This window comes from Burkholderia sp. LS-044, from assembly GCF_004803625.1.
In the GTDB taxonomy this organism is placed as follows: Bacteria; Pseudomonadota; Gammaproteobacteria; order Burkholderiales; family Burkholderiaceae; genus Burkholderia; species Burkholderia cepacia.
On the sequence record NZ_SSWO01000024.1, the window covers coordinates 1 to 23,080 of the forward strand.

Consider the following 23,080-nt stretch of genomic DNA (forward strand, 5'->3'; position numbering starts at 1 on the left):
CCGCGAGGCGGCTCGCCATCGTCATCGCTTCTTCCTGGTCGTGCGTGACCATCACGCAGGTCACGTCGACCTTCTCGATGATGTTCACCAGTTCGAGCTGGGTCTTCTGGCGGATCTTCTTGTCGAGCGCGGACATCGGCTCGTCGAGCAGCAGCAGCTTCGGGCGCTTGACCAGCGAGCGGGCGAGCGCGACGCGCTGCTGCTGGCCGCCGGAGAGCTGATGCGGCTTGCGCTTCGCGTACTTGCTCATCTGCACGAGCGCGAGCGCGTCGGCCACGCGCTCGCGGATCTCGTTCTTCGGCGTGCCTTCCTGCTTCAAGCCGAACGCGACGTTCGATTCGACCGTCATGTGCGGGAACAGCGCGTACGACTGGAACATCATGTTGACCGGGCGGCGGTACGGCGGCAGCGACGCGAGGTCCTCGCCGTCGACGAAGATCTTGCCGGAGGTGGCCGTTTCCAGCCCGGCAAGCATGCGCAGCAGCGTCGACTTGCCGCAGCCCGAGCTGCCGAGCAGCGCGAACAGCTCGTTCTTCGCGATCGTCAGGTTCACGTTGTCGACGGCCGTGCTGTCGCCGAATTTCTTCACGACGTTTTCGATGCGGACGAAGGCGTCGTTTTGCGTACGGGCTGCGGGGGCCGGTTGGGTCTGTCGTGCAGCAGCGGAAGAGGGTATCGATTGCATGGGATTCACCATTCGTTCTTCACGGATTGCAGGCGTGAGCGTCCCCGCGCGAGGCGCGTTATGCGACTCACGGACAACGGCTCGTGCCGGATGGAACAGTGCGCGCGGCGCGCGCGGGCGGATGGAGGTCCGCGGATCTCAGGCGGGCAGGCGTGAAGCGATGCCTGCGCCGCCGGAATGCTTCGCGATCAGTGGCCCGTCTTCAGCTGGGCCCACAGACGGTTCTCGAGGCGCAGGATGTCGGCCGGCATCGGCTTCATCAGCACCATCTTCTTCAGCACGTCTTCGGGCGGGTAGACGGTCGGGTCCTGCGCGACGGCCGGCGTGACGAACTGGTGCGCGGCCTTGTTCGCGGTCGGGTAGAACACCGTGTTGGTGATCGCCGCGTTGACCTTCGGATCGGACACGTAGTTGATCCACTTCAGGGCGGCCTCTGGGTGCGGTGCATCCTTCGGGATCACCATCACGTCGAACCACAGCAGGCCGCCTTCCTTCGGGTTCGAGAACTTGATGTCGTACGAGCGCTTCGCTTCGGCCGAGCGGCGATGCGCGATGCCGACGTCGCCCGACCAGCCGAGCACGACGCACACGTCGTTGTTCGCGAGGTCGTTGATGTAGCCGGACGAGTTGAACTGGGTGATGTACGGGCGGACTTTCTTCAGGACTTCGAACGCGGCCTGGTAGTCGCCGGGGTTGGTGCTGTTCGGGTTCTTGCCCATGTATTGCAGCGTCGCGGCGAACACGTCGACGGCCTGGTCGAGGAACGACACGCCGCAGCTCTTCAGCTTTTCCATGTTGGCCGGGTCGAACACCAGCGCCCAGCTGTCGACCGGCGCCTTGTCGCCGAGTGCCTTCTTCACCGCCTGCGCGTTGTAGCCGATGCCGTCCGTGCCGTAGGCCCAGGGCACGCCGTACTGGTTGCCCGGATCGGCGTCCGAGATCATCTTCATCAGCAGCGGGTCGAGGTTCGCGAGGTTCGGCAGCTTCGATTTGTCGAGCTTCTGGTACACGCCGGCCTGGATCTGCTTGGCCATGTAGTTCGACGTCGGCACGACGATGTCGTAACCCGAACTGCCGGCAAGCAGCTTCGCCTGAAGCGTGTCGTCGCTGTCGTAGTTGTCGTACTTGACGTGGATACCCGTCTGCTTCTGGAAGTTCGGGATCGTGTCCGGTGCGATGTAGTCGGACCAGTTGTAGACGTTCAGGTCCTCGGCATGCGCCGACGGGCTGGCGACTGACGTAAACGCGGCCGCGGCGGCAAGGGCGGCAACGGAACAGGCTTGGCGAAGAAAGCAGGCACGCATGGTGGAATTCCCCTGGTTATGGCGGCGTGCGGCGCCCGCCGCACGCCTGTAGGCAAAACCGTTACGAAATACCCAGTTGCTGGGCGGTTGCATCGACTGCTTTTTTCGCCTTCGATACGAGTTCATCGATTTCCTGACGCGAGATCACGAGCGGCGGCGACAGCAGCATCCGGTCGCCGGTCGCACGCATGATCAGGTTGCCGTTGAAGCAGAAGTCGCGGCAGATCGTGCCGACGTCGCCGCCGTTCGCGAAGCGACGGCGTTCGGCCGGCGCCTCGGCGAGCTGAAGGCTCGCGACGAGGCCGTGGCCATGCACTTCGCCGACGATCGGGTGACGCGCGAAGGTCTCGCGCATCAGCGCCTGGAAGTACGGGCCCGTGTCGTTCTTCACGCGCTCGACGATCCCTTCGTCGCGCAGCAGCTTCAGGTTCGCGACCGCGACGGCTGCCGCCACCGGGTGGCCCGAGTACGTGAGGCCGTGGTTGAATTCGCCGTTGTCGATGATCGGCCGCGCCACCCGCTCGTGAATGCCGACGGCCCCCATCGGCACGTAGCCCGACGTGAGGCCCTTGGCCATCGTGATCAGGTCCGGCTCGAAGCCGAAGTGCTGGTGCGCGAACCATTCGCCGGTGCGGCCGAACCCGCCGATCACTTCGTCGGCCACCAGCAGGATGTCGTACTTGCGGCAGATCCGCTGGATTTCCGGCCAGTACGTCGACGGCGGGAAGATCACGCCGCCCGCGCCCTGGAACGGCTCGCCGATGAACGCCGCGACGTTTTCCGCGCCGAGTTCGAGGATCTTCGCCTCGAGCTGCTGCGCGCGGGCCAGGCCGAACGCTTCCGGCGTTTCGCCGGCCGCCGCCTCGCCGAAGAAATACGGCTGGTCGATGTGCACGATGTGCTCGACCTTCGACGGCATCTGCTCGTGCATGTAGCCCATCCCGCCGAGCGTGCCGCCCGCGATCGTCGAGCCGTGGTAGCCGTTCTTGCGCGAGATCACGTACTTCTTCTGCGGCTGGCCCTGCACGCGCCAGTACTGGTGCACGAGGCGCAGCACGGTGTCGTTGCCTTCCGAGCCGCTGTTGCAATAGAAGAAGTGGTTGAAGCCCTTCGGCGTGACTTCCGCGAGCATCGCGGAGAGTTCGATCACCGGCGGGTGCGTGGTCTTGAAGAAGGTGTTGTAGAACGGCAGTTCCTGGATCTGGCGATACGCGGCGTCGGCGAGCTCCTTGCGGCCGTAGCCGACGTTCACGCACCAGAGGCCGGCCATCCCGTCGATGACCTTGTTGCCGTCCGAGTCCCACAGGTAGACGCCGTCGGCCTTCACGATCACGCGGCTGCCCGCGCGGTTCAGCGCGCCCATGTCCGAGAACGGGTGGATGTGGTGCGCGGCGTCGAGCGCGCGGTATTCGGCGGTCGAGCGCGCCTGCGTCGTGCGCGGTGAGGCGGCCGGCGCGGCGGGCTGGATCCAGGCAGATTCGTTGCGGTACGTCATGTTTCCTCCGTGTTTCCGTATTCGGTTGTGTGCACGCTCAGACGTGCAGCAGCAGATGGCGGCGTTCCCACGAGCTGATCACGCGGAAGAACGCTTCGTATTCGGTTTCCTTCAGCGCGAAATACGCCTTCAGGAACTTGTGGCCGAGGATCTCGCCGAGCGGCTCGCACGCGGCCATCAGCGTCAGCCCTTCCTCGAGGTTGCGCGGCAGCTGGTACGGCAGGTCGTAGCCGTCGCTGACGAGCGGCTCGGTCGGTTCCAGGCGCTGCGTCATGCCGAGATAGCCGGCCGCGAGCGTCGCGGCGAGCGCGAGGTACGGGTTGCAGTCGACGCCCGGAATCCGGTTCTCGATGCGGCGCGCCGACGGGCCCGAGTGCGGGATGCGGAAGCCGACCGTGCGGTTGTCGTAGCCCCACTGCACGTTGATCGGCGCGGCCATGAAGCGCGACAGGCGGCGATACGAGTTGATGTACGGCGCGAAGATCGGCATCAGCGCCGGCGTGTATTTCTGCAGCCCCGCGAGGTAGTTGTAGAACATCGACGTCGCGCCGCCGGTTTCGGGCGACGTGAACAGGTTCTGGCCCGTTTCCTCGTCGACAATGCTCTGGTGCACGTGCATCGCCGAACCCGGTTCGTCTTCCATCGGCTTGGCCATGAACGTCGCGTACATGTTGTGACGCAGCGCGGCCTCGCGCACCGTGCGCTTGAACAGGAACACCTGGTCGGCCAGCGACAGCGCGTCGCCGTGCATGAAGTTGATCTCCATCTGCGCGGCGCCGACTTCGTGGATCAGCGTGTCGATGTCGAGGTTCTGCGATTCGCAGTACTCGTAGATGTCCTCGAACAGCGGGTCGAACTCGTTGACGGCCTCGATCGAATACGACTGGCGGCCCGTTTCCGGGCGGCCCGTGCGGCCGACCGGCGGACGCAGCGGCAGGTCGGGGTCCTTGTTCATGTCGACCAGGTAGAACTCGAGCTCGGGCGCGACGACGGGCTTCCAGCCCTTCGCCTTGTACAGGTCGAGCACGCGGCGCAGCACGTAGCGCGGCGAGATCTCGACCGGCGAGCCGTCGAAGTGCACGCAGTCGTGGATCACCTGCGCGGTCGGGTCGACGGCCCACGGAATCAGGCGGATCGTCGACGTGTCGGGCACGCACACCATGTCGGGGTCGGTCACGCCGGTCAGCGAACCGTCTTCCGGATATTCGCCGGTGACGGTCTGCACCATCACGGCTTGCGGCAGGCGCATCGATTCGCCGGACGTGAACTTGTTGCGGGGCGTGATCTTGCCGCGCGCGATGCCGGCCATGTCGGGAATGATCGCTTCGATCTCGGTGATCCGGTACTGCTTCAGGAAATCTTCGATGTCTTGCATGTCTGTTCTCGTTGGTTGGGTCGGCGCGCTCAGGCGAGCGCGGCGGCGGCCGTGGCGCACGTGCGGGCGGCGCGGCGCGCGCGGCAGGCATCGCCGAAGGCGCGGAAGATCGCGCTCGACAGCGGGTCCTGCGCATGCCGCCATTCCGGGTGCCACTGCACGGCGAGGGCGAAAGCCGGTGCATCGACGACGCTCACGGCTTCGATCAGGCCGTCCGGCGCGACGGCTTCGACGGCGAGGCCGGAGCCGAGCTGCGCGATGCCCTGCTTGTGCAGCGAGTTCACGCGCACTTCGTCGCGGCCGCCGGCGAGCGCGTGCAGCTTGCTGCCGGGCGTCAGTCGCACGACGTGCGCGGGGCCGTATTGCGTGTCCATCGGCGCGTCGTCGTCCTCGCGGTGATCGGCGAAGCCCGGCACTTCATGCACGCGCTGATGCAGCGTGCCGCCGCAGACGACGTTCAGCTCCTGGAAGCCGCGGCAGACTGCGAGCACCGGCACGCCCGCGGCGATCGCCGCGCGCAGCAGCGGCAGCGTCGTCGCATCGCGGGCCGGGTCGTGCTTCGTGCCGGGTGCGCTCGGTTCGCCGCCGTACAGGTGCGGCTCGACGTTCGAGTAGCTGCCGGTGAACAGCAGGCCGTCGACCGTGTCGAGGATGTCGTCGACCGACTGGCGCTCGCCGAGCGCGGGCAGCACCATCGCGAGCGCCTGCGCGCCGTCGACGATCGCGGCGACGTATTTGTCGCCGACCGTATGCGACGCGTGTGCGCCGATCTGCGTGAGGTCGGCGGTGATGCCGACGAGTGGTTTCCTTCTTTCCATGACGTCAATCAGTTATCCGGAGGGTTGTCGCGTATGTCTTGCCGGATGTGGCGAAACGCCGGCGTGCAACAGCCCCGCAGCCTGGCGCAAAGCGCAAGGCCGCTGGTGAATGGGCGCAACGGGATGGCGTGGCGATCCGCGCTGCGCGCGACGATCAGGCCGTCGTTCGTTTCATTGCGATACGCGACGCGGCAACGAATGCGCGAACGCGTTCCGTCACCGCATGGACCATGCGGTTGGCGAATCAGCAGACGAAACGAACGACGTAAAGAAAGGAGAGGCGCTACGGCAGCAGCGACGCCACTTCGTCGGTATCGACGGCGACGAATGCGCGTGCGGAAACGGCGTTGTGGCGCCGAACGGAACGACGGGAAAGGATGGTGTAGATCGACAGATGCTGCAGGCGAGGACTATGCCAGCCGCAACTGCCATCGGAAGGGGATGCCGCGCTGCGCGAACTTCGCGCCACGCTTCGATCCCACCTCACCAGAGGGCCACGGACTCTCACGATTACACTCGACTGGGTTGTTGAAAGTATTGAACACCCGACCGTTTCGACGCACTGGGCGTTTAAAATAATCAAGGCGCCGGTTACGCGTCATTTACATCGAAGGGCATCAATTTTTGCGTTGCAATAACGCTTTTTGCTGCCGATGAACGCTTGATGACGCGAACCTGAGAGCCAGCATATACGAGCCAAAAACGGCGTCAAATGTTTTTTAACGGTGTTGCATCAGGGCTTTCCCGAGCAGTGCAAACAAAAGATTCGCAAACGGAATAATCGACGGGGTGTTCATTATTTCGAACGCCTTTCAGGGTTTTCCCCGCTGATGTGCGGCATAAAGTGATTAGAATATTCAACGGCTGTTCACTGCGTCGTTTCACTTTGTCATCGCACCTATCGTGTCCGAAACCGAATCGATGTCCACCGAAGTCGCCGAGCGCCTGCGTTTCGTGCGCAACAAGCATGGCCTGTCGCAGCGCGAACTCGCGAAGCGGGCCGGCGTGACCAACGGCACGATCTCGCTGATCGAACAGGGCCGCGTGAGCCCGTCGGTCGGCTCGCTGAAGAAGCTGCTGGAATGTATCCCGATGAGTCTCGCGGAGTTCTTCACGTTCGAGCTCGTCGAATCGCGTTCGGTCGTGTCGCGCCGCGACGAGATGCCGAACCTCGGCAACGACACGCTCGCGTTTCATCTGGTCGGCGCGAGCGTGAAGGACCGCAACATGTGCATCCTGCGCGAGGTCTACCAGCCGCACGCCGATACGGGGCCCGAGATGCTCGTGCACGCGGGGCACGAGGGCGGTGTCGTCGTGTCGGGCCGGCTCGAGCTGACCGTCGACGGCGCGACGTGGCTGCTCGACCCCGGAGACGGCTATTACTTCGAAAGCCGTTTGCCGCACCGTTTTCGCAATCCCAGCGCGGACCTGATCTGCGAGGTCGTCTCGGCCAATTCGCCGGCGACCTTCTGACCTCCCGACCGCGCATCACCGCATTCGCTGCCGGCCGGCTGCGCGTCACGCGCAGCGGCGCGTCGCATCGCGAATGCCAAAAAACTGAGGCATCCTGATGAACAAGTTGACTTTGGCTGACTGGCAGGACAAGGCGGCGTCGCTCGAGATCGAAGGGCGCGCATTCATCGACGGCGCGTCGCGCGACGCGCACGGCGGCAAGACGTTCGACTGCGTGAGCCCGATCGACGGCCGCGTGCTCGCGAAGGTCGCCGATTGCGGCGAAGCCGACGTGAACGCGGCCGTCGCGGCGGCGCGTCGCGCGTTCGACGCAGGCGTGTGGGCCGGGCTGAACCCGCGTGCGCGCAAGGCCGTGCTGCTGCGCTGGGCCGCGCTGATGCGCGAGCACCTCGACGAGCTGTCGCTGCTCGAAACGCTCGACGCGGGCAAGCCGATCGGCGACACGACGACGGTCGACGTGCCGGGCGCCGCGTATTGCGTCGAATGGTTCGCGGAAGCGATCGACAAGGTGGGCGGCGAGGTCGCGCCGGCCGATCATCATCTCGTCGGTCTCGTCACGCGCGAGCCGGTCGGCGTGGTGGCCGCCGTCGTGCCGTGGAACTTCCCGATCCTGATGGCCGCATGGAAATTCGGCCCCGCGCTCGCGGCCGGCAACAGCGTCGTGCTGAAGCCGTCGGAGAAATCGCCGCTGACCGCGATCCGCGTCGCACAGCTCGCGTACGAAGCCGGCATTCCGGCGGGCGTGTTCAACGTCGTACCGGGGGCCGGCGAGCCCGGCAAGCTGCTCGCGCTGCATCGCGACGTCGACTGCATCGCATTCACCGGCTCGACGGCAGTGGGCAAGCTGATCATGCAGTACGCCGCGCAGTCGAACCTGAAGCGCGCGTGGCTCGAGCTCGGCGGCAAGTCGCCGAACATCGTGCTGCCCGATTGTCCCGATCTCGACCGCGCGGCGCAGGCGGCCGCCGGCGCGATCTTCTACAACATGGGCGAGATGTGCACGGCCGGCTCGCGGCTGCTCGTGCATCGCGACATCAAGGATGTGTTCATCGAGAAGCTCGTCGCGGCCGCGCGTGCGTACGTGCCCGGCAATCCGCTCGATCCGTCGGTGTCGATGGGCGCGATCGTCGACGGCATCCAGCTCGAGCGTGTGCTCGGCTATATCGAGGCCGGGCGCAGCGAGGGCCGGCTCGTCACCGGCGGTGCGCGCGTGAAGGCGGAAACGGGCGGCTTCTACGTGGAGCCGACGGTGTTCGAGGTGAAGCCGGATGCGAGGATCGCACGCGAGGAAATCTTCGGGCCCGTGCTGTCGGTGATCGTGTTCGACGACGTCGACGAGGCTGTGCGGATCGCGAACGATACCGAGTACGGGCTGGCCGCGGCCGTGTGGACGTCGAACCTGACGACCGCGCACGACGTGTCGCGCCGGCTGCGCGCGGGCACCGTCTGGGTGAACTGCTACGACGAGGGCGGCGACATGAACTTCCCGTTCGGCGGCTACAAGCAGTCGGGCAACGGCCGCGACAAGTCGCTGCACGCGCTCGAGAAGTACACCGAACTGAAGTCGACGCTGATCCGGCTGCGCTGATGCACTGCGGGGCGCGGGCGCAGCGCCGTACGGCGTGTGCCCGCGCTCGCGTTGTGCGTAAGTTATGCGGTGCGCAGCGCGGGGTGGAAGCCGGCGGCTTCGATGATCGACTGCACGCGCTCGGCGCCTTGCGCCGACTCGACCTTGACGATCTTCGCCGCGACGTCGATGTCGAGCTTCGCGGCGGGATCGGCGGCCGTCACCGCGCGCGTGATTGCATTGGCGCAGCCGCCGCAGGTCATGTCCTGGACTTCGAATTCCATCGTGTTCTCCTGAGTTGACGATTGACAAGCATCGACAGCATGAAGCTTGCCACGGTGGGAAGGTCAAGCGTACGCGTGTCGACGAAGATCCGTGTCGCGGCTCCTGTGTGACGACGGTAGTGCGGCGACAGCGTGTTGTAAAGGTGATGTCTGATGAATGGCGGGCGGGCTTTTGACGTCATTCGGCACTTGTCCCGATTGACGGTGAAGCGTTCCGGGCGAAGCGTGGCGGATGCCTTGCCGGGCAAGGCGCGGCGGCGCTCCATGGAGCACGATCACCATGTCGCCAGTAAGGGTACGCGAGTTGGAAATGCGAATCGATCTTAGTATCAGCTCCCTTCGATATTCCAATTCGTTACCCCCATGAACCGTTTTGCTTTCGGCTTTTCGCTGGTGCTGCTGGGCGCATCGGCAACGTCCGCATTCGCGGCCGACGATGTCGTCAACCTGACCCTGAAGGATCACAAGTTTTCGCCGGACGGCGTGACGATCCCGGCCGGCAAGAAGGTGAAGTTCGTCGTGAAGAACCTCGACGCGACGCCCGCCGAATTCGAGAGCGACGATTTCAAGGCGGAGAAGGTCGTGCCTGCCGGCAAGTCGGTGGAGATCCTGGTCGGGCCGCTGAAGGCCGGAACCTACGAGTTCCACGACGAGTATCACGAAGCGCAGTCGAAGACGCAGCTGACCGTCAAGTAAGCGGATACGGACATGCTGTCGACTGCCCTGATCGTCTTTCGTGAAGTGCTCGAGGCCGCGCTGGTGGTGTCGATCGTGATGGCCGCGACGAAAGGCGTGCCGCGGCGCGGCTGGTGGGTCGGCGGCGGGCTGGCGGGCGGCGTGATCGGCGCCGGCCTGATCGCGGCGTTCGCCGACGTGATCTCGCAATGGGCGTCCGGCATGGGGCAGGAGGTCTTCAACGCGGGCGTGATGTTCGTCGCGACGCTGATGCTCGCATGGCACAGCATCTGGATGAGCCGGCACGGTCGCGAGATGGCGATGCAGATGACCGCGGTCGGGCGTGCCGTCGCGGCCGGCAGCAAGCCGCTGACGGGGCTCGCGATCGTGGTCGGCGTCGCGGTGCTGCGCGAAGGCTCCGAGGCCGTGCTGTTCCTGTACGGCATCGCGGCGGGCGATCCGGGACAGACACCGCAGATGATCGTCGGCGGGCTGCTCGGCGTGCTCGGCGGCGCCGGGCTCGGCTACGGGATGTATGCGGGCCTGCTGCAGATTCCGCTGAAGCGCCTGTTCTCCGTCACCAACTGGCTGATCGTGCTGCTCGCGGCGGGGATGGCCAGCCAGTGCGTCGGCTTCCTGCTCGCGGCAGGCCTCGTGCCGTCGTGGGGCGATGCGGTCTGGGATACGTCGTGGCTGCTCAAGGAATCGAGCATCGTCGGCAAGGCGCTGCATACGCTGATCGGCTACACCGCGCGCCCGGCGGGCATCCAGATCGTCGCGTATTTCGCGACGCTGGCCGCGATTGTCGGGCTGGCACGGTTCGTCGGCCGGCCGCAGGCGGCGGTGCGGCCGCCACGGGCCGCGGCTTGAGTTGTCCTGGTTCGAATGACAAAGGGGCGTCGATGACGCCCCTTTTTTCATTGCCGGCTCGCGGCCGACTCGTGTCCGGCGTCGATCACGGCGCGCAGGTTGCGCACGCTCAGCGGTGGCTGTCGATCCAGGCGCGGGCCCATTCGAGCCCCGCTTCGCGCGCGTCGTCCTCGGTGTCGAACACGCCGAGCACGCCGGACGCCTCCACCAGCTTGTTGTTCTGCGTGATCGTGCCGCTCGCCGCGAAGCGCTCGGGCTGCAGGATCTCGTCCTGCTGCAGGATCGCGTGGCCCCAGATCTGGTAGCCGTGGTAGGTTTGCGCTTCCATTATCGAGTCACCTCCGCGGAGCGGTTGTGCGTGCCGACGCGCAGCACGTTGCCGTCCGGTGTGTATTGCCGCGGGATGTCGGAGTAATTCAGTGCGTGCTGCGCATCGGGCGCAGCCGGCTGCATGACCGTCAGGCGTCCCGGTGCGGGCTGCGCGACGGGGCGCGGAGCGGCCGGCGTCTCGGCCGCGGTGGCGGGCGGACGATGCGAGCCGGCTTTCACCGCCTGCGCGACGCGGCGCTTGTGCGGTTTCACCGCGGCTTTCGGCGTGGCATTCGCGTGCTTCTCCACGCTCTTGCCGGCGCGAGCATCGGCGCCGGTGTGCGCGGCCGGCGTGCGGGCGGCCGGCTGCCGCGCCTCGGGCGGGTTCCAGACTTCGACGTAGTGCTCGGCGGCCCAGCCCGTCGACGCGAACGTCAGCGCCAGCAATCCGCATCCAAAGAGTCTTACTACCATTGTGTCTCCGTCATATTCGTTGCGGGGCGCGTCGCGGTATCCGGTGCGGGGGCGGCCGTGCAGGGGGATTCGGGGGGCCGGTTCAGGAGAACACCTCGAGCCCGTGTTTCTCGACGATCTGGAGCATCCGTGCGGCGATGCCGCTCGGCCGCTTGTCGCCCTGTTCCCATTGGCGGATCGTCGACGTCGTCGTGTTCAGGTAAAGCGCGAACACGCTCTGGCTGACATTGACGGATTTGCGGATGCGGGCGATGGCTTCCGGATCGAACCGCGGGGCGGCTTCGATGCGGAGATCGTCGTATTCGCGCATCGTCTTCTTGTCGATCAACGCGGCACGATAGAGGCCCGACGCGGCGCTGTGGGTCGCCTCCGTTGCGTCGCTCTTGAATCGACTCCTGGCCATTGCAAATCTCCACCCGCTCTTTCAGTGTGACCAGCGTCGCGATATCGGCGCCGGCGCGGCGCCCGACATTCGCGGCGAGCTTTCTGAAGGCACGCCGTTCGCGTTCGTCGATGTCGTCCCGGTCGGGCTTGGCGAACAGGAATACGAAAACCCGCACCTGCCCGACCTTGCTCGGCACGATCCCGCGCTGCCGATTACCGGCACGTCGGGCCGATCAGGTCAGCATAGGATTATATGCCACTACGTGGTACATATTTCGACCTGGCCGAATGGCCTGCCCGAATGGCCTGTTTCGTGCCGATACGGGCCGATACGGGGTCGGGACGGCTTCGCGGGGCCGTCCCGATCGTCCCGCCTTACTCCACCGTCACCGATTTCGCGAGGTTCCGCGGCTTGTCGACGTCGGTGCCGCGCGCGCACGCGGTGTGATACGCGAGCAGTTGCAGCGGCACGACGTGCAGGATCGGCGACAGTTGCCCGTAATGCTCCGGCATCCGGATCACGTGCAGGCCGTCGTCGTTGACGATCTGCGTGTCGGCATCGGCGAACACGTACAGCTCGCCGCCGCGCGCACGCACTTCCTGCATGTTCGACTTCAGCTTCTCGAGCAGCGTGTCGTTCGGTGCGACCGTGACGACCGGCATCGCTTCCGTGACGAGCGCGAGCGGCCCGTGCTTCAGTTCGCCGGCCGGATAGGCCTCGGCGTGGATGTACGAGATTTCCTTCAGCTTCAGCGCGCCTTCGAGCGCGATCGGGTAGTGCAGCCCGCGGCCGAGGAACAGCGCGTTTTCCTTGCGCGCGAACTCCTCCGACCACGCGATGATCTGCGGCTCGAGCGCGAGCACGCTGTTCAGCGCGGCCGGCAGGTGGCGCAACTGCTTCAGGAACCCGGCTTCCTGCGCGGCATCGACGTGACCGCGCAGCTTGCCGAGCGTCGCGGCCAGCACGAACAGCGCGACGAGCTGCGTCGTGAACGCCTTCGTCGACGCAACGCCGATCTCGGTGCCCGCGTGCGTCAGGAACTGCATTTCGGTGAGGCGCACCATCGCGCTCGTCGCGACGTTGCACACGGCGAGCGTGTGCGTGTGGCCGAGCGACTGCGCGTGCTTGAGCGCCGCGAGCGTGTCGGCGGTCTCGCCCGACTGCGAGATCACCAGCACGAGCTGGCGCGGATTCGGCACCGATTCGCGGTAGCGGTACTCGCTCGCGATCTCGACCTGGGTCGGGATCTTCGCGATCGATTCGAGCCAGTATTTGGCGGTGAGGCCCGAGTAGTAGCTCGTGCCGCATGCGAGGATCAGCAGGCTGTCGATCTCCGCGAACGCGGCGGGCGCGGCGTCGCCGAACAGCGTCGCGTCGAAGGCTTCCGTCTGCGGCACGGTATCGCTGATCGCGCGCGGCTGCTCGAAGATTTCCTTCTGCATGAAGTGGCGATACGGGCCCAGCTCGACCGCGCCGCCGTATGCGCTGACCACGCGGATCTCGCGCTGCGCGAGCGCGCCGTCCCGGTCGACGATCTTCACGCCGTCGAGCGACAGCTCGCACACGTCGCCTTCCTCGAGGAACGTGAAGCGGTCGGTGCTGCCCGCGAGCGCGAGCGCGTCGGACGCGAGGAAGTTCTCGCCGTCGCCGTGGCCGACCACGAGCGGCGAGCCCTGTCGCGCGCCGACGACGGTGTGCGGCTGGTCCTTGTGGATCACGGCGATCGCATACGCGCCGTGCAGCTGCTGCACGGCTTCGCGCACCGCGTCGAACAGGTTGCCGCGATACAGGCTGTGCACGAGGTGGGCGATCACTTCGGTGTCGGTTTGCGACACGAATTCGTAGCCCTTCGCGCGCAGCGCTTCGCGCAGCGGCTCGAAGTTCTCGATGATGCCGTTGTGGACGAGCGCGAGCGCGTTCGACGAGAAGATCGGGTGCGCGTTGTGCGTGACGGGCGCGCCATGCGTGGCCCAGCGCGTGTGCGCGACGCCGGTCGTGCCTTCGAGATGCGATTCGCGCACCTGCGCGTCGAGATCGGCGACGCGTTCGACGCTGCGCGCGCGCTTCGGCGCGCCCGGCTCGAGCACGGCGACGCCGCACGAGTCGTAGCCACGGTATTCGAGGCGCCGCAAACCTTCGATCAGCACCGGAACGATATTACGTTGCGCAACTGCGCCGACAATGCCGCACATGAATGAGTCAGTCCTGTAAGTCGACGCGGGCGCCGTCGGGGCGCCCGCAAAAGGTTCAGCTTTTCTTCTTGACCGGGCGGACGTAGCCGCTCTTCGCGGTCTGGGTCTTCTCGTTCAACGCGAGCAGGCCTTCGGCCACGTCCTTCCAGATCGTCGTGCCGGCGGCGATCGTCACGCCGCGGCCGACGCGCACGGGCGCGACCAGCTGCGTGTCGGAGCCGACGAACACGTCGTCCTCGATCACGGTGCGGAACTTGTTCGCGCCGTCGTAGTTGCAGGTGATCGTGCCCGCGCCGATGTTCACGCGCGCGCCGATGTCGGCGTCGCCGATGTACGTGAGGTGGTTCGCCTTCGAGCCGTGGCCGATCACCGCGTTCTTCACCTCGACGAAGTTGCCGACGTGCGCTTCGTCCGCGAGCTGCGCGCCGGGGCGCAGCCGTGCGTACGGGCCGATCACGGTGTGCGCGCCGAGCTCGGCGCCGTCGATATGCGTGAACGCGTCGATGCGCGTGCCCGCGCCGACCGACGCGTTGCGGATCACGCAGTTCGCGCCGATCGTCACGTTGTCCGCGAGCGTCACGTTGCCCTCGAACACGCAGTTCACGTCGATCGACACGTCGCGGCCGCAGCGCAGCGTGCCGCGCACGTCGACGCGGGCCGGATCGGCGAGCGTGACGCCGTCGACGAGCAGCGTTTCCGCGATATTGCGCTGATGAATGCGTTCGAGCTCGGCAAGCTGCGCCTTGCTGTTCACGCCGAGCGTTTCCCATTCCTCGTCGGGCTGCGCGGTGACGACCTCGAAACCGGCCTCGATCGCGAGTTCGACGACGTCGGTCAGGTAGTACTCGCCCTGCGCGTTCTCGTTCTTCAGTGCGCCGAGCCACATCGACAGCTGGGCCGTGGGCGTGACGATGATGCCCGTGTTGATCTCGGCGATCTTCAGCTGGTCGGGCGACGCGTCCTTCTGCTCGACGATGCGCGTGACGAAGCCGGCCGCGTCGCGCACGATGCGGCCGTAGCCGGTCGGATCGTCGAGCGTGACGGTCAGAATCCCGTAGCGGCCTTCGCGCGCGGCATCGACGAGGCGCTGCAGCGTCGACGCGCGCGTGAGCGGCACGTCGCCGTACAGCACGAGCGTCGGTTGCGCGGGATCGAGGAGCGGCAGCGCCTGACGCACCGCGTGGCCGGTGCCGAGCTGCTCTGCCTGCACCGCGAACTGGACGTCGGGCGCGGCGACGGCGGCCTGGACCTGCTCGGCACCGTGACCGACGACGACGACGAGCCGGGACGGCTGCAGCGTGCGCGCGGTGTCGATGACGTGGGAGAGGAGCGGCCTGCCGGCCAGGGGGTGAAGCACTTTCGGCAGCGCGGAACGCATGCGCTTGCCGGTGCCTGCCGCCAAAATCACGATATTCATGGCGCCAGCTTGTCAGAGGAGTTCGAAGCCGACCATTTTAGCATGCGGCCCCTGCCGTTCCGGGCCTGTCGCGGCGGGGCGACGGCGCCGGAAAAGGGCCGCGCGGCCCCGTTCCGGCGGGTGTTCGGGCCCTGCTTACAGGTCGTCGAACTGGACGATCGAGATCGGCCGGGCGCCACCCGGCGGCGCCGCGTCGTCGCCCGACGCGCACGGTTCCTCGTCGAACGCGATGTCGCCTTGCGGATCGGCCTCGCCGGTCGCGCGCAGCGACTGGAACGGGTACAGCGTCGTGTCCATCAGGTGCGACGGCACGACCTTCGCGAGCGCGTTGAACATGTTGTCGACGCGGCCCGGGAAGCGCTTGTCCCATTCGCGGATCAGCGCCTTCATTTCCGCGCGCTTCAGGTTTGGCTGGCTGCCGCACAGGTTGCACGGGATGATCGGGAATTCGCGCAGTTCCGCGTATTTCTCGAGATCGGTTTCCTTCACGTACGCGAGCGGGCGGATCACGATGTTCTTGCCGTCGTCCGACTGCAGCTTCGGCGGCATCCCCTTCAGCTTGCCGCCGTAGAACATGTTGAGCAGCAGCGTCTGCACGATGTCGTCGCGGTGATGGCCGAGCGCGATCTTGGTCGCGCCGAGCTCGCCGGCCACGCGGTACAGGATCCCGCGGCGCAGGCGCGAGCACAGCGAGCAGGTCGTCTTGCCTTCGGGCACGAGCCGCTTGACGATGCTGTAGGTGTCCTGGTTCTCGATGTGGAACGGCACGCCGACCTGCTTCAGGTACTCGGGCAGCACGTGCTCGGGGAAGCCCGGCTGCTTCTGGTCGAGGTTCACCGCGACGATGTCGAAATCGATCGGCGCGCGCTCGCGCAGGCGCAGCAGCACGTCGAGCATCGCGTAGCTGTCCTTGCCGCCCGACAGGCACACCATCACCTTGTCGCCTTGCTCGATCATGTTGAAGTCGCCGATTGCCTGGCCGACCTGGCGCACGATCCGCTTGAACAGCTTGTTGTTCTCGTACGCTTCCTTCTGTTCGCGGCGCGTCAGCGCCGGGCGGCCGGCCGGGTCGGCGGCTGCGTCGTGGGTGGCGGCATCGGCCGCCGCGTCATTCATGTGGGGGGCGTTCATGCGCGCTCCTCGTCCTTGATGCGAAAGACTTCGACGCCGACGGCGTCGCAGTCCGGATAAGCGTCCGGTTTCTCGGTACAGACGCGTACCGCGCGCACGGCGTCGTGCGCCAGCAGGTGCGCGGCGATCGCGTCGCACAGCGTTTCCTGCAGGTGGATGTGGCCGCGCGCCACGCATTGCGCGACGCTCTGCTTCATCAGGTCGTAGTCGACGACTTCATGCAGCCGGTCGTCCACGGGAGTGGACATCGCGAGCGGCACGAACAGGTCGACGTTGATGACGACGCGCTGCTCGCCGCGCTTCTCGTGTTCGAAGGCACCGATGTTGATGTGCACTTCGTAGTCGCGCAGGTAGAGCCTGCGGCAGTCCGCGAGGCGGGGGTGCAGGAGAGCGGAAAACATGGTCGTCCCAGTCAAATTGGCGTGCGCACACGCAAAGCGGCGCGGGCGGCGGCAGTCAGGCCGCGCGATCCGCGCAGTTCATTCATTCGGGCCGGCGGCGGGCGGCACGAGGTGCTCGCCGCCGTCGACGGTCAGCGTCGCGCCCGTGACGCCGGGCGCGCTCGCGAGATAGCAGGCGGCCGCGGCGATGTCGTCCGCGTGCGCCGCGTGGCCGCGCACGAGCGCCGCGACCCGCACCTTCGGCGCGAGCGCCAGCGCCAGCGCCGACGTCGCGCGGTTCAGCGCGGCCTGCATCAACGCGTGCGACAACTGCGCAGGCGCAGGGTGAAACAGCGCCTGGTCCAGCACGTGGATCGCGCATGCGCGCAGCGCTTCGTGCTCGCGCGCGGCGTCGGGCGTCGCATCGGCGAGCGCGCGCGCCAGCGCGAGCGGCGCCGTCACGTTGCGCGCGAGTGCGCCGGCGAGCGACGCGCCGTCTACCGTGTGCGCGTCGTCGGCGCCCGCGCGGGCGCTCACGAACACCGCGCACGCGGGCCGGCCGAGCGCCGCGCCGCACGCGGCGACGAGTGCGGCGGCATCGGCTTCCAGGGCCAGATCGGCGTCGAGCACGACCGCGCGGCGGCCGAGCGCCGCGACTTCGGCGACGAGCGCGTCGGCGGCCGCATGCGGCGTGCCGGGGCTGCGCTGCAACGCGACGTCCCAGCCGTGCCGGGCGAATCCCGTCGCGAGCGCACGACCGATCGACGCGGCGTCGGCCGCGCTGCCCAGGGCACCGGTGACGAGCGCCACGCGCAGGGTCGACGTATCGGCTGAAACGGTCATTTACAATGCCGGGATGAACCCGAAAGCTCACGAACCCGCTAGTTTACCTGCTCCCGGCCCTGACGCGCTCGCGCAGTCCGAAACCCTTGCCGCGCAACTGCGCGACGAGATCGCGGCGGCCGGCGGCTGGCTGCCGTTCGACCGCTTCATGGAGCGTGCGCTGTACGCGCCCGGCCTCGGCTATTACAGCGGCGGCGCGCGCAAGTTCGGGCGCCGCGCCGACGACGGCAGCGACTTCGTCACCGCGCCCGAGCTGTCGCCGCTGTTCGCACAGACGCTCGCGCAACCGGTCGCGGAAGCGCTCGCGGCGAGCGGCACGCGTTGCGTGATGGAATTCGGCGCCGGCACGGGCAAGCTCGCGGCCGGTCTGCTCGCGGCGCTCGACGCGCTGGGAGCCGGACTCGACGAATACCTGATCGTCGACCTGTCCGGCGAGCTGCGCGAACGGCAGCGCGACACGATCACGGCCGCCGCGCCGGCGCTCGCCGCGAAGGTGCGCTGGCTCGACGCGCTGCCCGAGCGGTTCGACGGCGTCGTGGTCGGCAACGAGGTGCTCGATGCGATGCCCGTGCGCCTGTTCGCGAAGGCGGGCGGCGCATGGCAGGAGCGCGGTGTCGCGCTCGACGCGCGGCAGGCGTTCGTGTTCGAGGACCGTCCTGCCGCGCCGGCCGGCCTGCCGGCGGTGCTCGCGGGGCTCGACGAGGCGGGCGATGGTTACGTGACCGAGACGCACGAGGCCGCGCTGGCTTTCACGCGCACCGTCTGCACGATGCTCGGGCGCGGCGCGGTGCTGCTGGTCGACTACGGCTTTCCCGCGCACGAGTACTACCACCCGCAGCGCGACCGCGGCACGCTGATGTGCCACTACCGGCACCATGCGCACGACGATCCGTTCCTGTACCCGGGGCTGCAGGACATCACCGCGCACGTCGAATTCACCGGCATCTACGACGCGGCCATCGCGACCGGCGCCGACCTGCTCGGTTACACGTCGCAGGCGCGCTTCCTGCTGAACGCGGGCATCACTGACGCGCTGGCCGCGATCGACCCGTCGGACATCCGTGAATTCCTGCCGGCCGCGAACGCGGTGCAGAAGCTGATTTCCGAGGCCGAGATGGGCGAGCTGTTCAAGGTGATCGCGTTCTCGCGCGGCATCGACGGCACGCTCGACGCGTTCGCGCGCGGCGATCGCTCGCACGCACTCTGACGGGGCTAGGGCCTGTTTCCATATGGAACGCACATGCGAATGCCCGAAATCGCTCGTAGGGCAAGGAGTGAGGAGCGCCGCTTGGCCGTGCCAAACAAGCGACGAGCGACGCCGCCATACGGGCGATTTCGGGCATTCCCGTGACATGATTCTTTTAATTTGGGGTTGCCACGAGAACGGCCGCTCGCCGCGTTGCGCTCCTTGCGAATACGTCCAGTATTCGCGGCGTCGCGCGCCTCGCGAGCGGCCGTTCTCGTGGCAACGCATGCGCGTTCCATATGGAAACAGGCCCTAGCATGCTGCGCTGGCTGTTGACGACGTTCGTCGCGGTGATGATCCTGACGCGCTGCTGGCCGTGGCTCGGCAAGCTCGGCATCGGGCGGATGCCGGGCGACGTCACGCTGACGCTCGGCGGGCGGCGCTACCCGTTCCCGTTCATGTCGACGCTGGTGCTGACGATGCTGGTATCGATGGTGGCGCGGCTGCTCTGAGCCGCGCCTGAAGGTCGGTGCGCGTTACAGCTCGATCTCGCCGAGAATCCGGTGCGCGAGCGCTTTCGCCTCGTCGAACGCCTCTTCCTCGCTGGGGCTCGTCGAGTGGACGTCGTAACGCGTGTTCTCGGTGTCGTCGCCGTCGTCGCGCGAGAGGATCACGTAACCCTGGAACTGCCCGTTGCCCGCGTGCTGGGTATGCGCCTTGGCCGTGTAGATGCCTTTCGTGAACGTGTTCGTGTCCATGGTGCTCTCCCGCAAAAGGACACTTCATCGTAGCACTGCGGCGCAGCATGTACAGCGCCGCTTATCGGTGACCGAACAGCGTCCGGTCACCGTCCGTGCCGTCAGCGTTCGATCAGTGCGACGACCTCGTCGAGCGTCGGCGCGTGCGCACCCGTATGCCGGCACGCCGCGGCACCCGCGGCCAGCGCGAACACGAGATGCTCGCGCCACGTGCGCTGCGGCGCGGCCATCAGGCTGAACAGCATGCCGCCGATCGACGCGTCGCCCGCACCGACGGTGTCGGCCACCTCGACGCGCGGCGGGCTGGCTTCATGCACGTCGCCGTCCGCGTAGAGCGTCGCCGCCTGTGCGCCGCGCGTGACGAGCACGGCCGCGCGCGGGTTCAGCATGCGCACCGCGGCAATCGCGTCGGGGCCGTCGCCGCCGAACAGGTGCCGCAGGTCCTCGTCGGACACCTTGATCAGGTCGGCGAGCGCGGCCATCTTTTCCAGCGTCGGCCGGTACGCGGCCGTCATCAGGTTCCGGACGTTCGGGTCGAAGCTGATCTTCACGCCGCGCGCGTGCAGGTCGGCCGCGAGTGCGGCCAGCGTGCCGGCGAGCGGCTCGCGCACGAGGCTGATGCAGCCGAAATGCGCCCATTTCACGTGGTCGGTCCAGCCGGCCGGCAGCCGCGCCGGATCGAACGCGAGATCGGCGCTTGCTTCGCCGATGAAGAAATACGCGGGCGGGCGTGTCTCGTGAACGATCGCGAGCAGCGGCGGCCGTGCGACGCGCTGCAGGAAGCGCAGGTCGAGCCCGGCCGCGTCGCTCGTGCGCCACAGCACGTCGGAGAAGCAGTCTTCGCCGATCGATCCCGCGAGCGCGCTCGGCACGCCGAGCCGCGCAACCGCGCGCGCGACGTTCCAGCCGGCGCCGCCCGGTACCGACGTCCATTGCGCATCGCCCGCGCGCACCATGTCGGTCAGGATGTCGCCTGCCGACACGAAAGCCGGAAACGTGCCGCCGCTCATTGCGTCGGCTCGCTGCGTTGCGCGCGCGCGAGGGTTGCCAGCACGTCGTAGCACGCGCCCATCGTGTGATAGTCGGTCTTGCCGGCCGGGCTCTTCTCGTCGCTGTACTTGCGGTTGTCGCAGGTGAGGATGCGGTACCACGCGCCGTAGCGGTGGTCGACGAAATGGGCCCAGCTATAGCGCCAGATCTCGTCGTACCAGTCCCAGAAGCGCTCGCTGCCGGTGCGCGCGCCGAGCATCGCGGCCGCCGCGAAGGTCTCCGCCTGCACCCAGAAATACTTGTTGTGGTCGCAGATCGTGAAGTCGGGGCCGAAGCCGTAGTACAGGCCGCCGTGGTCGGCGTCCCATGCGTGCGTGAGCGCGGCGTCGAACAGCTCGGCCGCGCGCGGCACGAGCCAGTCGAGCGGGCGGTGCCGTTCGAGGATCAGCAGCAGCTTCGCCCATTCGGTCTGGTGCCCGGGCTGGAAGCCCCACGGGCGGAAGATGTTCGAGCTGTCTTCCTTGTTGTAGTCCCAGTCGACCGACCAGTCCGCATGGTAGTGCTCCCACACGAGCCCGCCCGACAGTGCGGCCTGGCGCTGTGTGATGTGCGACGCGAGCTTTTCCGCGCGATCGAGGTACGTGAGATGGCCGGTCGCCTCGTGGGCCGCGAGCAGCGCCTCGGTCATGTGCATGTTCGCGTTCTGGCCGCGGTACGACGACACGATCCAGTTCGGCGTCGCGTCGTCCGCGTAGAGGCCCGCGGCTGCGTCCCAGAAGCGGTGCTCGGCGAGCTCGTAGGTGGCCGCGATCAGCGGGCGTGCCTCGTCGATGCCGGCCATCGTCGCGTGCGCCGCCGCGAGCAGCACGAACGCGAGCCCGTAGCAGTGGCGCGTGCCGTCGAGCGTCGCGCGCTTCGCACCGTCGCGCCAGTCGAGTTCCCAGTCGTAGCCCTGCAGTTCGTCGTCCCAGTGCGCGTCGCGCAGGAAGCGCAGCCCGTGGCGTGCGTATTCCAGGTGGCGCGGATCGCCGAAATGCCGGTACGCCATCGCGTAGTTGAAGACGAACCGGCAACTGCTGACGAGGTGGCGCGACGTGCGGTTGTAGATGCTGCCGTCGTCGCGGAAGTAGTGGTAGAAGCCGCCCGTCGGGTCGAACGCGTTGGTTGCGTAGAAGCGCAGCGTGTCCTCGATGTGCGACAGCAGGAACGACGGATCGCGGAAACTCGCGACGAACGGCGCGGCTTGCGTGTGGGCGGCCGGCGCGGCCGTGCAGGGTTGGACCGGGGGCATGTTCATGATTCGGTGACCGTGGCGGTATCGAGTGCCGGGGAGCCGGCGGGCTGACTGCTGGCCCGCACGATCAGCTCGACGGGCAGGGAAATCTCGGTGCGTTCGGGCGAGTCGGCGAGCAGCAGCTCGACGCCGCGGCGGCCGAGCGCTTCCTTGTCGACCGCGAGCGTCGTGAGCGGCGGGCTCGCGTGCGCGGCGGCCGGGATGTTGTCGAAGCCGACGATCGCGATGTCGTCCGGAATCCGCAGGCCGCGCGCGGTGCACACGCGCTGCGCGGCGAGCGCGGCCGCGTCGTTGTACGCGAACACGGCTTCGGGGCGCGGGCCCGGTGCGTCGAGCAGTTGCTCCATCGCGCGCGCGGCGCCCGTGTCGGGATCGAGCCCCGCGTCGATCGTCACTTCGTAGGCGGGATCGAACAGCCGCCCGGCTTCGAAGAACGCGCGCCGGTAGCCGATCGCGCGCTGCGCGATGCTGTAGTGCGCGGGCGAGCCGCCGATGAACGCAATCCGCGTGCGGCCGGTGGCGAGCAGGTGACGCATCGCGAGCGCCGCACCCGTTGCGTTGTCGATGTTCACCGAGCGCAGGCCGGGCGCCCACAGGTCGATCAGCACGAGCGGCCGGCCGGTCGCGGCGAGCGCCTCGATCGTCTCCGGCTCGATGAAGCCGGCCACCGCGATCGCGTCGGGCGCGTGCGGGCGCATCTGGCGCAGCACGTCGTCGTTCGGCCCGACCGTCAGCAGCGTCGGCACGATGCCGCGCTCGCGGCAGGCGTCCTCGACGCCGTGCAGCACGTGCGAGAAGAACGGGCTGGCCGGAAAGCGGTTGTGCTGGCGATGCAGCAGGAAGGTGAGCCGGCGGATGCGCGGCCGCAGCTGCGCGGGATCGTAGCCGAGCCGCTGCGCGATCTCGACGATGCGCGCACGCGTGGCTTCGGACAGGCCCGGCTGGTTTTTCAGCGCGCGGGAGACGGTGCCGATCGAGACCTCTGCCGCCCGTGCCACATCGCGAATGGTGGTACCCATCGTTCGGGGTCCGGTTTGTTTAGGGTGAAAGCGATTGTATAGTAAAACGCATCGCGGAATTCGGGCCGGATAACCGGGGAATACCCGAAAATTACCGGTTTTTAAGCGCTAATCTGCGAAAACGACGTTACTAAAAATACTAAACAAAACGCGAAA

25 protein-coding genes and 1 pseudogene are annotated in these 23,080 nt (G+C 67.3%); 6 read left to right on the top strand and 20 right to left on the bottom strand.

Translation table 11 applies throughout. From position 1 onward, the window contains the following. The 6 genes from E9536_RS37095 to E9536_RS42290 form a co-directional block, all read right to left on the bottom strand. The coding region (locus E9536_RS37095; protein WP_136472623.1) for an ATP-binding cassette domain-containing protein at positions 1-685 on the bottom strand (685 nt) is incomplete at its 3' end. A 188-nt stretch (positions 686-873) separates the two neighbouring features. Next, a complete protein-coding gene (locus tag E9536_RS37100) occupies positions 874-1,989 on the bottom strand; it encodes a polyamine ABC transporter substrate-binding protein (RefSeq protein WP_027788942.1) in 1,116 nt (371 codons plus the stop codon). 61 nt (positions 1,990-2,050) lie between these two features. Further along, positions 2,051-3,484 (bottom strand): aspartate aminotransferase family protein, encoded by a 1,434-nt coding sequence (locus E9536_RS37105; RefSeq protein WP_136472625.1) that lies wholly within the window; start codon positions 3,482-3,484, stop codon positions 2,051-2,053. A gap of 37 nt (positions 3,485-3,521) precedes the next feature. Further along, complete coding sequence (locus E9536_RS37110) at positions 3,522-4,859, bottom strand: glutamine synthetase family protein (protein ID WP_027788944.1); 1,338 nt, start codon at positions 4,857-4,859, stop codon at positions 3,522-3,524. 29 nt (positions 4,860-4,888) lie between these two features. Further along, positions 4,889-5,677: a gamma-glutamyl-gamma-aminobutyrate hydrolase family protein gene (locus tag E9536_RS37115; RefSeq protein ID WP_136472627.1), complete on the bottom strand. Its 789-nt coding sequence runs from the start codon at positions 5,675-5,677 to the stop codon at positions 4,889-4,891. A gap of 283 nt (positions 5,678-5,960) precedes the next feature. Then, the gene (locus E9536_RS42290) at positions 5,961-6,185 is read right to left on the bottom strand and encodes a hypothetical protein (protein WP_072437498.1); all 225 of its coding nucleotides are present in this window, start codon (positions 6,183-6,185) and stop codon (positions 5,961-5,963) included. A gap of 413 nt (positions 6,186-6,598) precedes the next feature. Between E9536_RS42290 and E9536_RS37125 the strand changes: the two genes are divergently transcribed. Both E9536_RS37125 and E9536_RS37130 read left to right on the top strand, forming a co-directional pair. Then, positions 6,599-7,150, top strand: a complete 552-nt coding sequence (locus tag E9536_RS37125; RefSeq protein ID WP_059490496.1) for a cupin domain-containing protein — start codon at positions 6,599-6,601, stop codon at positions 7,148-7,150. 97 nt (positions 7,151-7,247) lie between these two features. Next, a complete protein-coding gene (locus E9536_RS37130; RefSeq protein ID WP_060350020.1) occupies positions 7,248-8,738 on the top strand; it encodes an aldehyde dehydrogenase in 1,491 nt (496 codons plus the stop codon). 62 nt (positions 8,739-8,800) lie between these two features. Here the strand turns inward: E9536_RS37130 and E9536_RS37135 are convergent, their stop codons facing one another. Further along, positions 8,801-9,001, bottom strand: a complete 201-nt coding sequence (locus tag E9536_RS37135; protein ID WP_021162112.1) for a heavy-metal-associated domain-containing protein — start codon at positions 8,999-9,001, stop codon at positions 8,801-8,803. 363 nt (positions 9,002-9,364) lie between these two features. Here E9536_RS37135 and E9536_RS37145 point away from each other — a divergent pair, with 363 nt between their 5' ends. Further along, positions 9,365-9,697, top strand: coding sequence for a cupredoxin domain-containing protein (locus E9536_RS37145; RefSeq protein WP_136472631.1), 333 nt, complete (start codon positions 9,365-9,367; stop codon positions 9,695-9,697). Positions 9,698-9,709: 12 nt separating this feature from the next. Beyond that, entirely contained in the window at positions 9,710-10,546 is an 837-nt protein-coding gene (locus E9536_RS37150; RefSeq protein ID WP_136472632.1) for an FTR1 family protein, read from the top strand. Positions 10,547-10,655: 109 nt separating this feature from the next. On the opposite strand, the gene E9536_RS37155 is transcribed toward E9536_RS37150, so the two are convergent. From E9536_RS37155 to E9536_RS37195, 9 genes and pseudogenes are all read right to left on the bottom strand, one after another. Next, complete coding sequence (locus E9536_RS37155) at positions 10,656-10,874, bottom strand: hypothetical protein (RefSeq protein ID WP_021162109.1); 219 nt, start codon at positions 10,872-10,874, stop codon at positions 10,656-10,658. After that, a complete protein-coding gene (locus E9536_RS37160) occupies positions 10,874-11,329 on the bottom strand; it encodes a hypothetical protein (protein WP_059695250.1) in 456 nt (151 codons plus the stop codon). Before E9536_RS37160 ends, E9536_RS37155 begins: the two co-directional genes overlap by 1 nt. Before the next feature lie 82 nt (positions 11,330-11,411). Further along, the gene (locus tag E9536_RS37165) at positions 11,412-11,732 is read right to left on the bottom strand and encodes a DNA-binding transcriptional regulator (protein WP_060199360.1); all 321 of its coding nucleotides are present in this window, start codon (positions 11,730-11,732) and stop codon (positions 11,412-11,414) included. Then, positions 11,728-11,931: pseudogene (locus E9536_RS37170) on the bottom strand (type II toxin-antitoxin system RelE/ParE family toxin); the annotation flags it as partial. The gene E9536_RS37165 and the pseudogene E9536_RS37170, both read right to left, overlap by 5 nt. 157 nt (positions 11,932-12,088) lie before the next feature. Continuing rightward, positions 12,089-13,906: a glutamine--fructose-6-phosphate transaminase (isomerizing) gene (gene glmS, locus E9536_RS37175; RefSeq protein WP_027788952.1), complete on the bottom strand. Its 1,818-nt coding sequence runs from the start codon at positions 13,904-13,906 to the stop codon at positions 12,089-12,091. Between the two features lie 55 nt (positions 13,907-13,961). Next, the gene (gene glmU, locus E9536_RS37180) at positions 13,962-15,323 is read right to left on the bottom strand and encodes a bifunctional UDP-N-acetylglucosamine diphosphorylase/glucosamine-1-phosphate N-acetyltransferase GlmU (RefSeq protein WP_027788953.1); all 1,362 of its coding nucleotides are present in this window, start codon (positions 15,321-15,323) and stop codon (positions 13,962-13,964) included. 135 nt (positions 15,324-15,458) lie between these two features. Then, positions 15,459-16,454, bottom strand: coding sequence for a tRNA 2-thiocytidine(32) synthetase TtcA (ttcA, locus tag E9536_RS37185; protein ID WP_136472634.1), 996 nt, complete (start codon positions 16,452-16,454; stop codon positions 15,459-15,461). Further along, complete coding sequence (locus E9536_RS37190) at positions 16,451-16,855, bottom strand: dihydroneopterin aldolase (protein ID WP_027788955.1); 405 nt, start codon at positions 16,853-16,855, stop codon at positions 16,451-16,453. Before E9536_RS37190 ends, ttcA begins: the two co-directional genes overlap by 4 nt. A 78-nt stretch (positions 16,856-16,933) precedes the next feature. Further along, positions 16,934-17,677, bottom strand: a complete 744-nt coding sequence (locus tag E9536_RS37195; protein ID WP_060082750.1) for an SDR family oxidoreductase — start codon at positions 17,675-17,677, stop codon at positions 16,934-16,936. Between the two features lie 13 nt (positions 17,678-17,690). On the opposite strand from E9536_RS37195, the gene E9536_RS37200 reads away from it, so the two are divergent. Further along, a complete protein-coding gene (locus tag E9536_RS37200) occupies positions 17,691-18,884 on the top strand; it encodes an SAM-dependent methyltransferase (protein WP_059695260.1) in 1,194 nt (397 codons plus the stop codon). Between the two features lie 296 nt (positions 18,885-19,180). Further along, positions 19,181-19,375: a DUF2905 domain-containing protein gene (locus E9536_RS37210; protein WP_021163761.1), complete on the top strand. Its 195-nt coding sequence runs from the start codon at positions 19,181-19,183 to the stop codon at positions 19,373-19,375. 24 nt (positions 19,376-19,399) lie between these two features. Here the strand turns inward: E9536_RS37210 and E9536_RS37215 are convergent, their stop codons facing one another. From E9536_RS37215 to E9536_RS37230, 4 genes are all read right to left on the bottom strand, one after another. Beyond that, positions 19,400-19,621 carry a hypothetical protein gene (locus tag E9536_RS37215; RefSeq protein ID WP_021163760.1) on the bottom strand — a complete coding sequence of 74 codons (222 nt, stop codon included), beginning with the start codon at positions 19,619-19,621 and terminating at the stop codon, positions 19,400-19,402. 101 nt (positions 19,622-19,722) lie between these two features. Beyond that, positions 19,723-20,631: a carbohydrate kinase gene (locus E9536_RS37220; protein ID WP_124546649.1), complete on the bottom strand. Its 909-nt coding sequence runs from the start codon at positions 20,629-20,631 to the stop codon at positions 19,723-19,725. After that, positions 20,628-21,908 (bottom strand): AGE family epimerase/isomerase, encoded by a 1,281-nt coding sequence (locus E9536_RS37225; protein WP_027788958.1) that lies wholly within the window; start codon positions 21,906-21,908, stop codon positions 20,628-20,630. The genes E9536_RS37220 and E9536_RS37225 overlap by 4 nt, the downstream gene beginning before the upstream one ends. Further along, positions 21,905-22,924 (bottom strand): LacI family DNA-binding transcriptional regulator, encoded by a 1,020-nt coding sequence (locus tag E9536_RS37230; protein ID WP_021163757.1) that lies wholly within the window; start codon positions 22,922-22,924, stop codon positions 21,905-21,907. Before E9536_RS37230 ends, E9536_RS37225 begins: the two co-directional genes overlap by 4 nt. Positions 22,925-23,080: the final 156 nt, after the last annotated feature.

Bases quoted from the DNA above. Each gene is read 5' to 3' on its own strand.
- E9536_RS37100 (WP_027788942.1), bottom strand. From the start codon at position 1,989: ATGCGTGCCTGCTTTCTTCGCCAAGCCTGTTCCGTTGCCGCCCTTGCC.
- E9536_RS37105 (WP_136472625.1), bottom strand. From the start codon at position 3,484: ATGACGTACCGCAACGAATCTGCCTGGATCCAGCCCGCCGCGCCGGCC.
- E9536_RS37110 (WP_027788944.1), bottom strand. From the start codon at position 4,859: ATGCAAGACATCGAAGATTTCCTGAAGCAGTACCGGATCACCGAGATC.
- E9536_RS37115 (WP_136472627.1), bottom strand. From the start codon at position 5,677: ATGGAAAGAAGGAAACCACTCGTCGGCATCACCGCCGACCTCACGCAG.
- E9536_RS37125 (WP_059490496.1), top strand. From the start codon at position 6,599: ATGTCCACCGAAGTCGCCGAGCGCCTGCGTTTCGTGCGCAACAAGCAT.
- E9536_RS37130 (WP_060350020.1), top strand. From the start codon at position 7,248: ATGAACAAGTTGACTTTGGCTGACTGGCAGGACAAGGCGGCGTCGCTC.
- E9536_RS37135 (WP_021162112.1), bottom strand. From the start codon at position 9,001: ATGGAATTCGAAGTCCAGGACATGACCTGCGGCGGCTGCGCCAATGCA.
- E9536_RS37145 (WP_136472631.1), top strand. From the start codon at position 9,365: ATGAACCGTTTTGCTTTCGGCTTTTCGCTGGTGCTGCTGGGCGCATCG.
- E9536_RS37150 (WP_136472632.1), top strand. From the start codon at position 9,710: ATGCTGTCGACTGCCCTGATCGTCTTTCGTGAAGTGCTCGAGGCCGCG.
- E9536_RS37155 (WP_021162109.1), bottom strand. From the start codon at position 10,874: ATGGAAGCGCAAACCTACCACGGCTACCAGATCTGGGGCCACGCGATC.
- E9536_RS37160 (WP_059695250.1), bottom strand. From the start codon at position 11,329: ATGGTAGTAAGACTCTTTGGATGCGGATTGCTGGCGCTGACGTTCGCG.
- E9536_RS37165 (WP_060199360.1), bottom strand. From the start codon at position 11,732: ATGGCCAGGAGTCGATTCAAGAGCGACGCAACGGAGGCGACCCACAGC.
- glmS (WP_027788952.1), bottom strand. From the start codon at position 13,906: ATGTGCGGCATTGTCGGCGCAGTTGCGCAACGTAATATCGTTCCGGTG.
- glmU (WP_027788953.1), bottom strand. From the start codon at position 15,323: ATGAATATCGTGATTTTGGCGGCAGGCACCGGCAAGCGCATGCGTTCC.
- ttcA (WP_136472634.1), bottom strand. From the start codon at position 16,454: ATGAACGCCCCCCACATGAATGACGCGGCGGCCGATGCCGCCACCCAC.
- E9536_RS37190 (WP_027788955.1), bottom strand. From the start codon at position 16,855: ATGTTTTCCGCTCTCCTGCACCCCCGCCTCGCGGACTGCCGCAGGCTC.
- E9536_RS37195 (WP_060082750.1), bottom strand. From the start codon at position 17,677: ATGACCGTTTCAGCCGATACGTCGACCCTGCGCGTGGCGCTCGTCACC.
- E9536_RS37200 (WP_059695260.1), top strand. From the start codon at position 17,691: ATGAACCCGAAAGCTCACGAACCCGCTAGTTTACCTGCTCCCGGCCCT.
- E9536_RS37210 (WP_021163761.1), top strand. From the start codon at position 19,181: ATGCTGCGCTGGCTGTTGACGACGTTCGTCGCGGTGATGATCCTGACG.
- E9536_RS37215 (WP_021163760.1), bottom strand. From the start codon at position 19,621: ATGGACACGAACACGTTCACGAAAGGCATCTACACGGCCAAGGCGCAT.
- E9536_RS37220 (WP_124546649.1), bottom strand. From the start codon at position 20,631: ATGAGCGGCGGCACGTTTCCGGCTTTCGTGTCGGCAGGCGACATCCTG.
- E9536_RS37225 (WP_027788958.1), bottom strand. From the start codon at position 21,908: ATGAACATGCCCCCGGTCCAACCCTGCACGGCCGCGCCGGCCGCCCAC.
- E9536_RS37230 (WP_021163757.1), bottom strand. From the start codon at position 22,924: ATGGGTACCACCATTCGCGATGTGGCACGGGCGGCAGAGGTCTCGATC.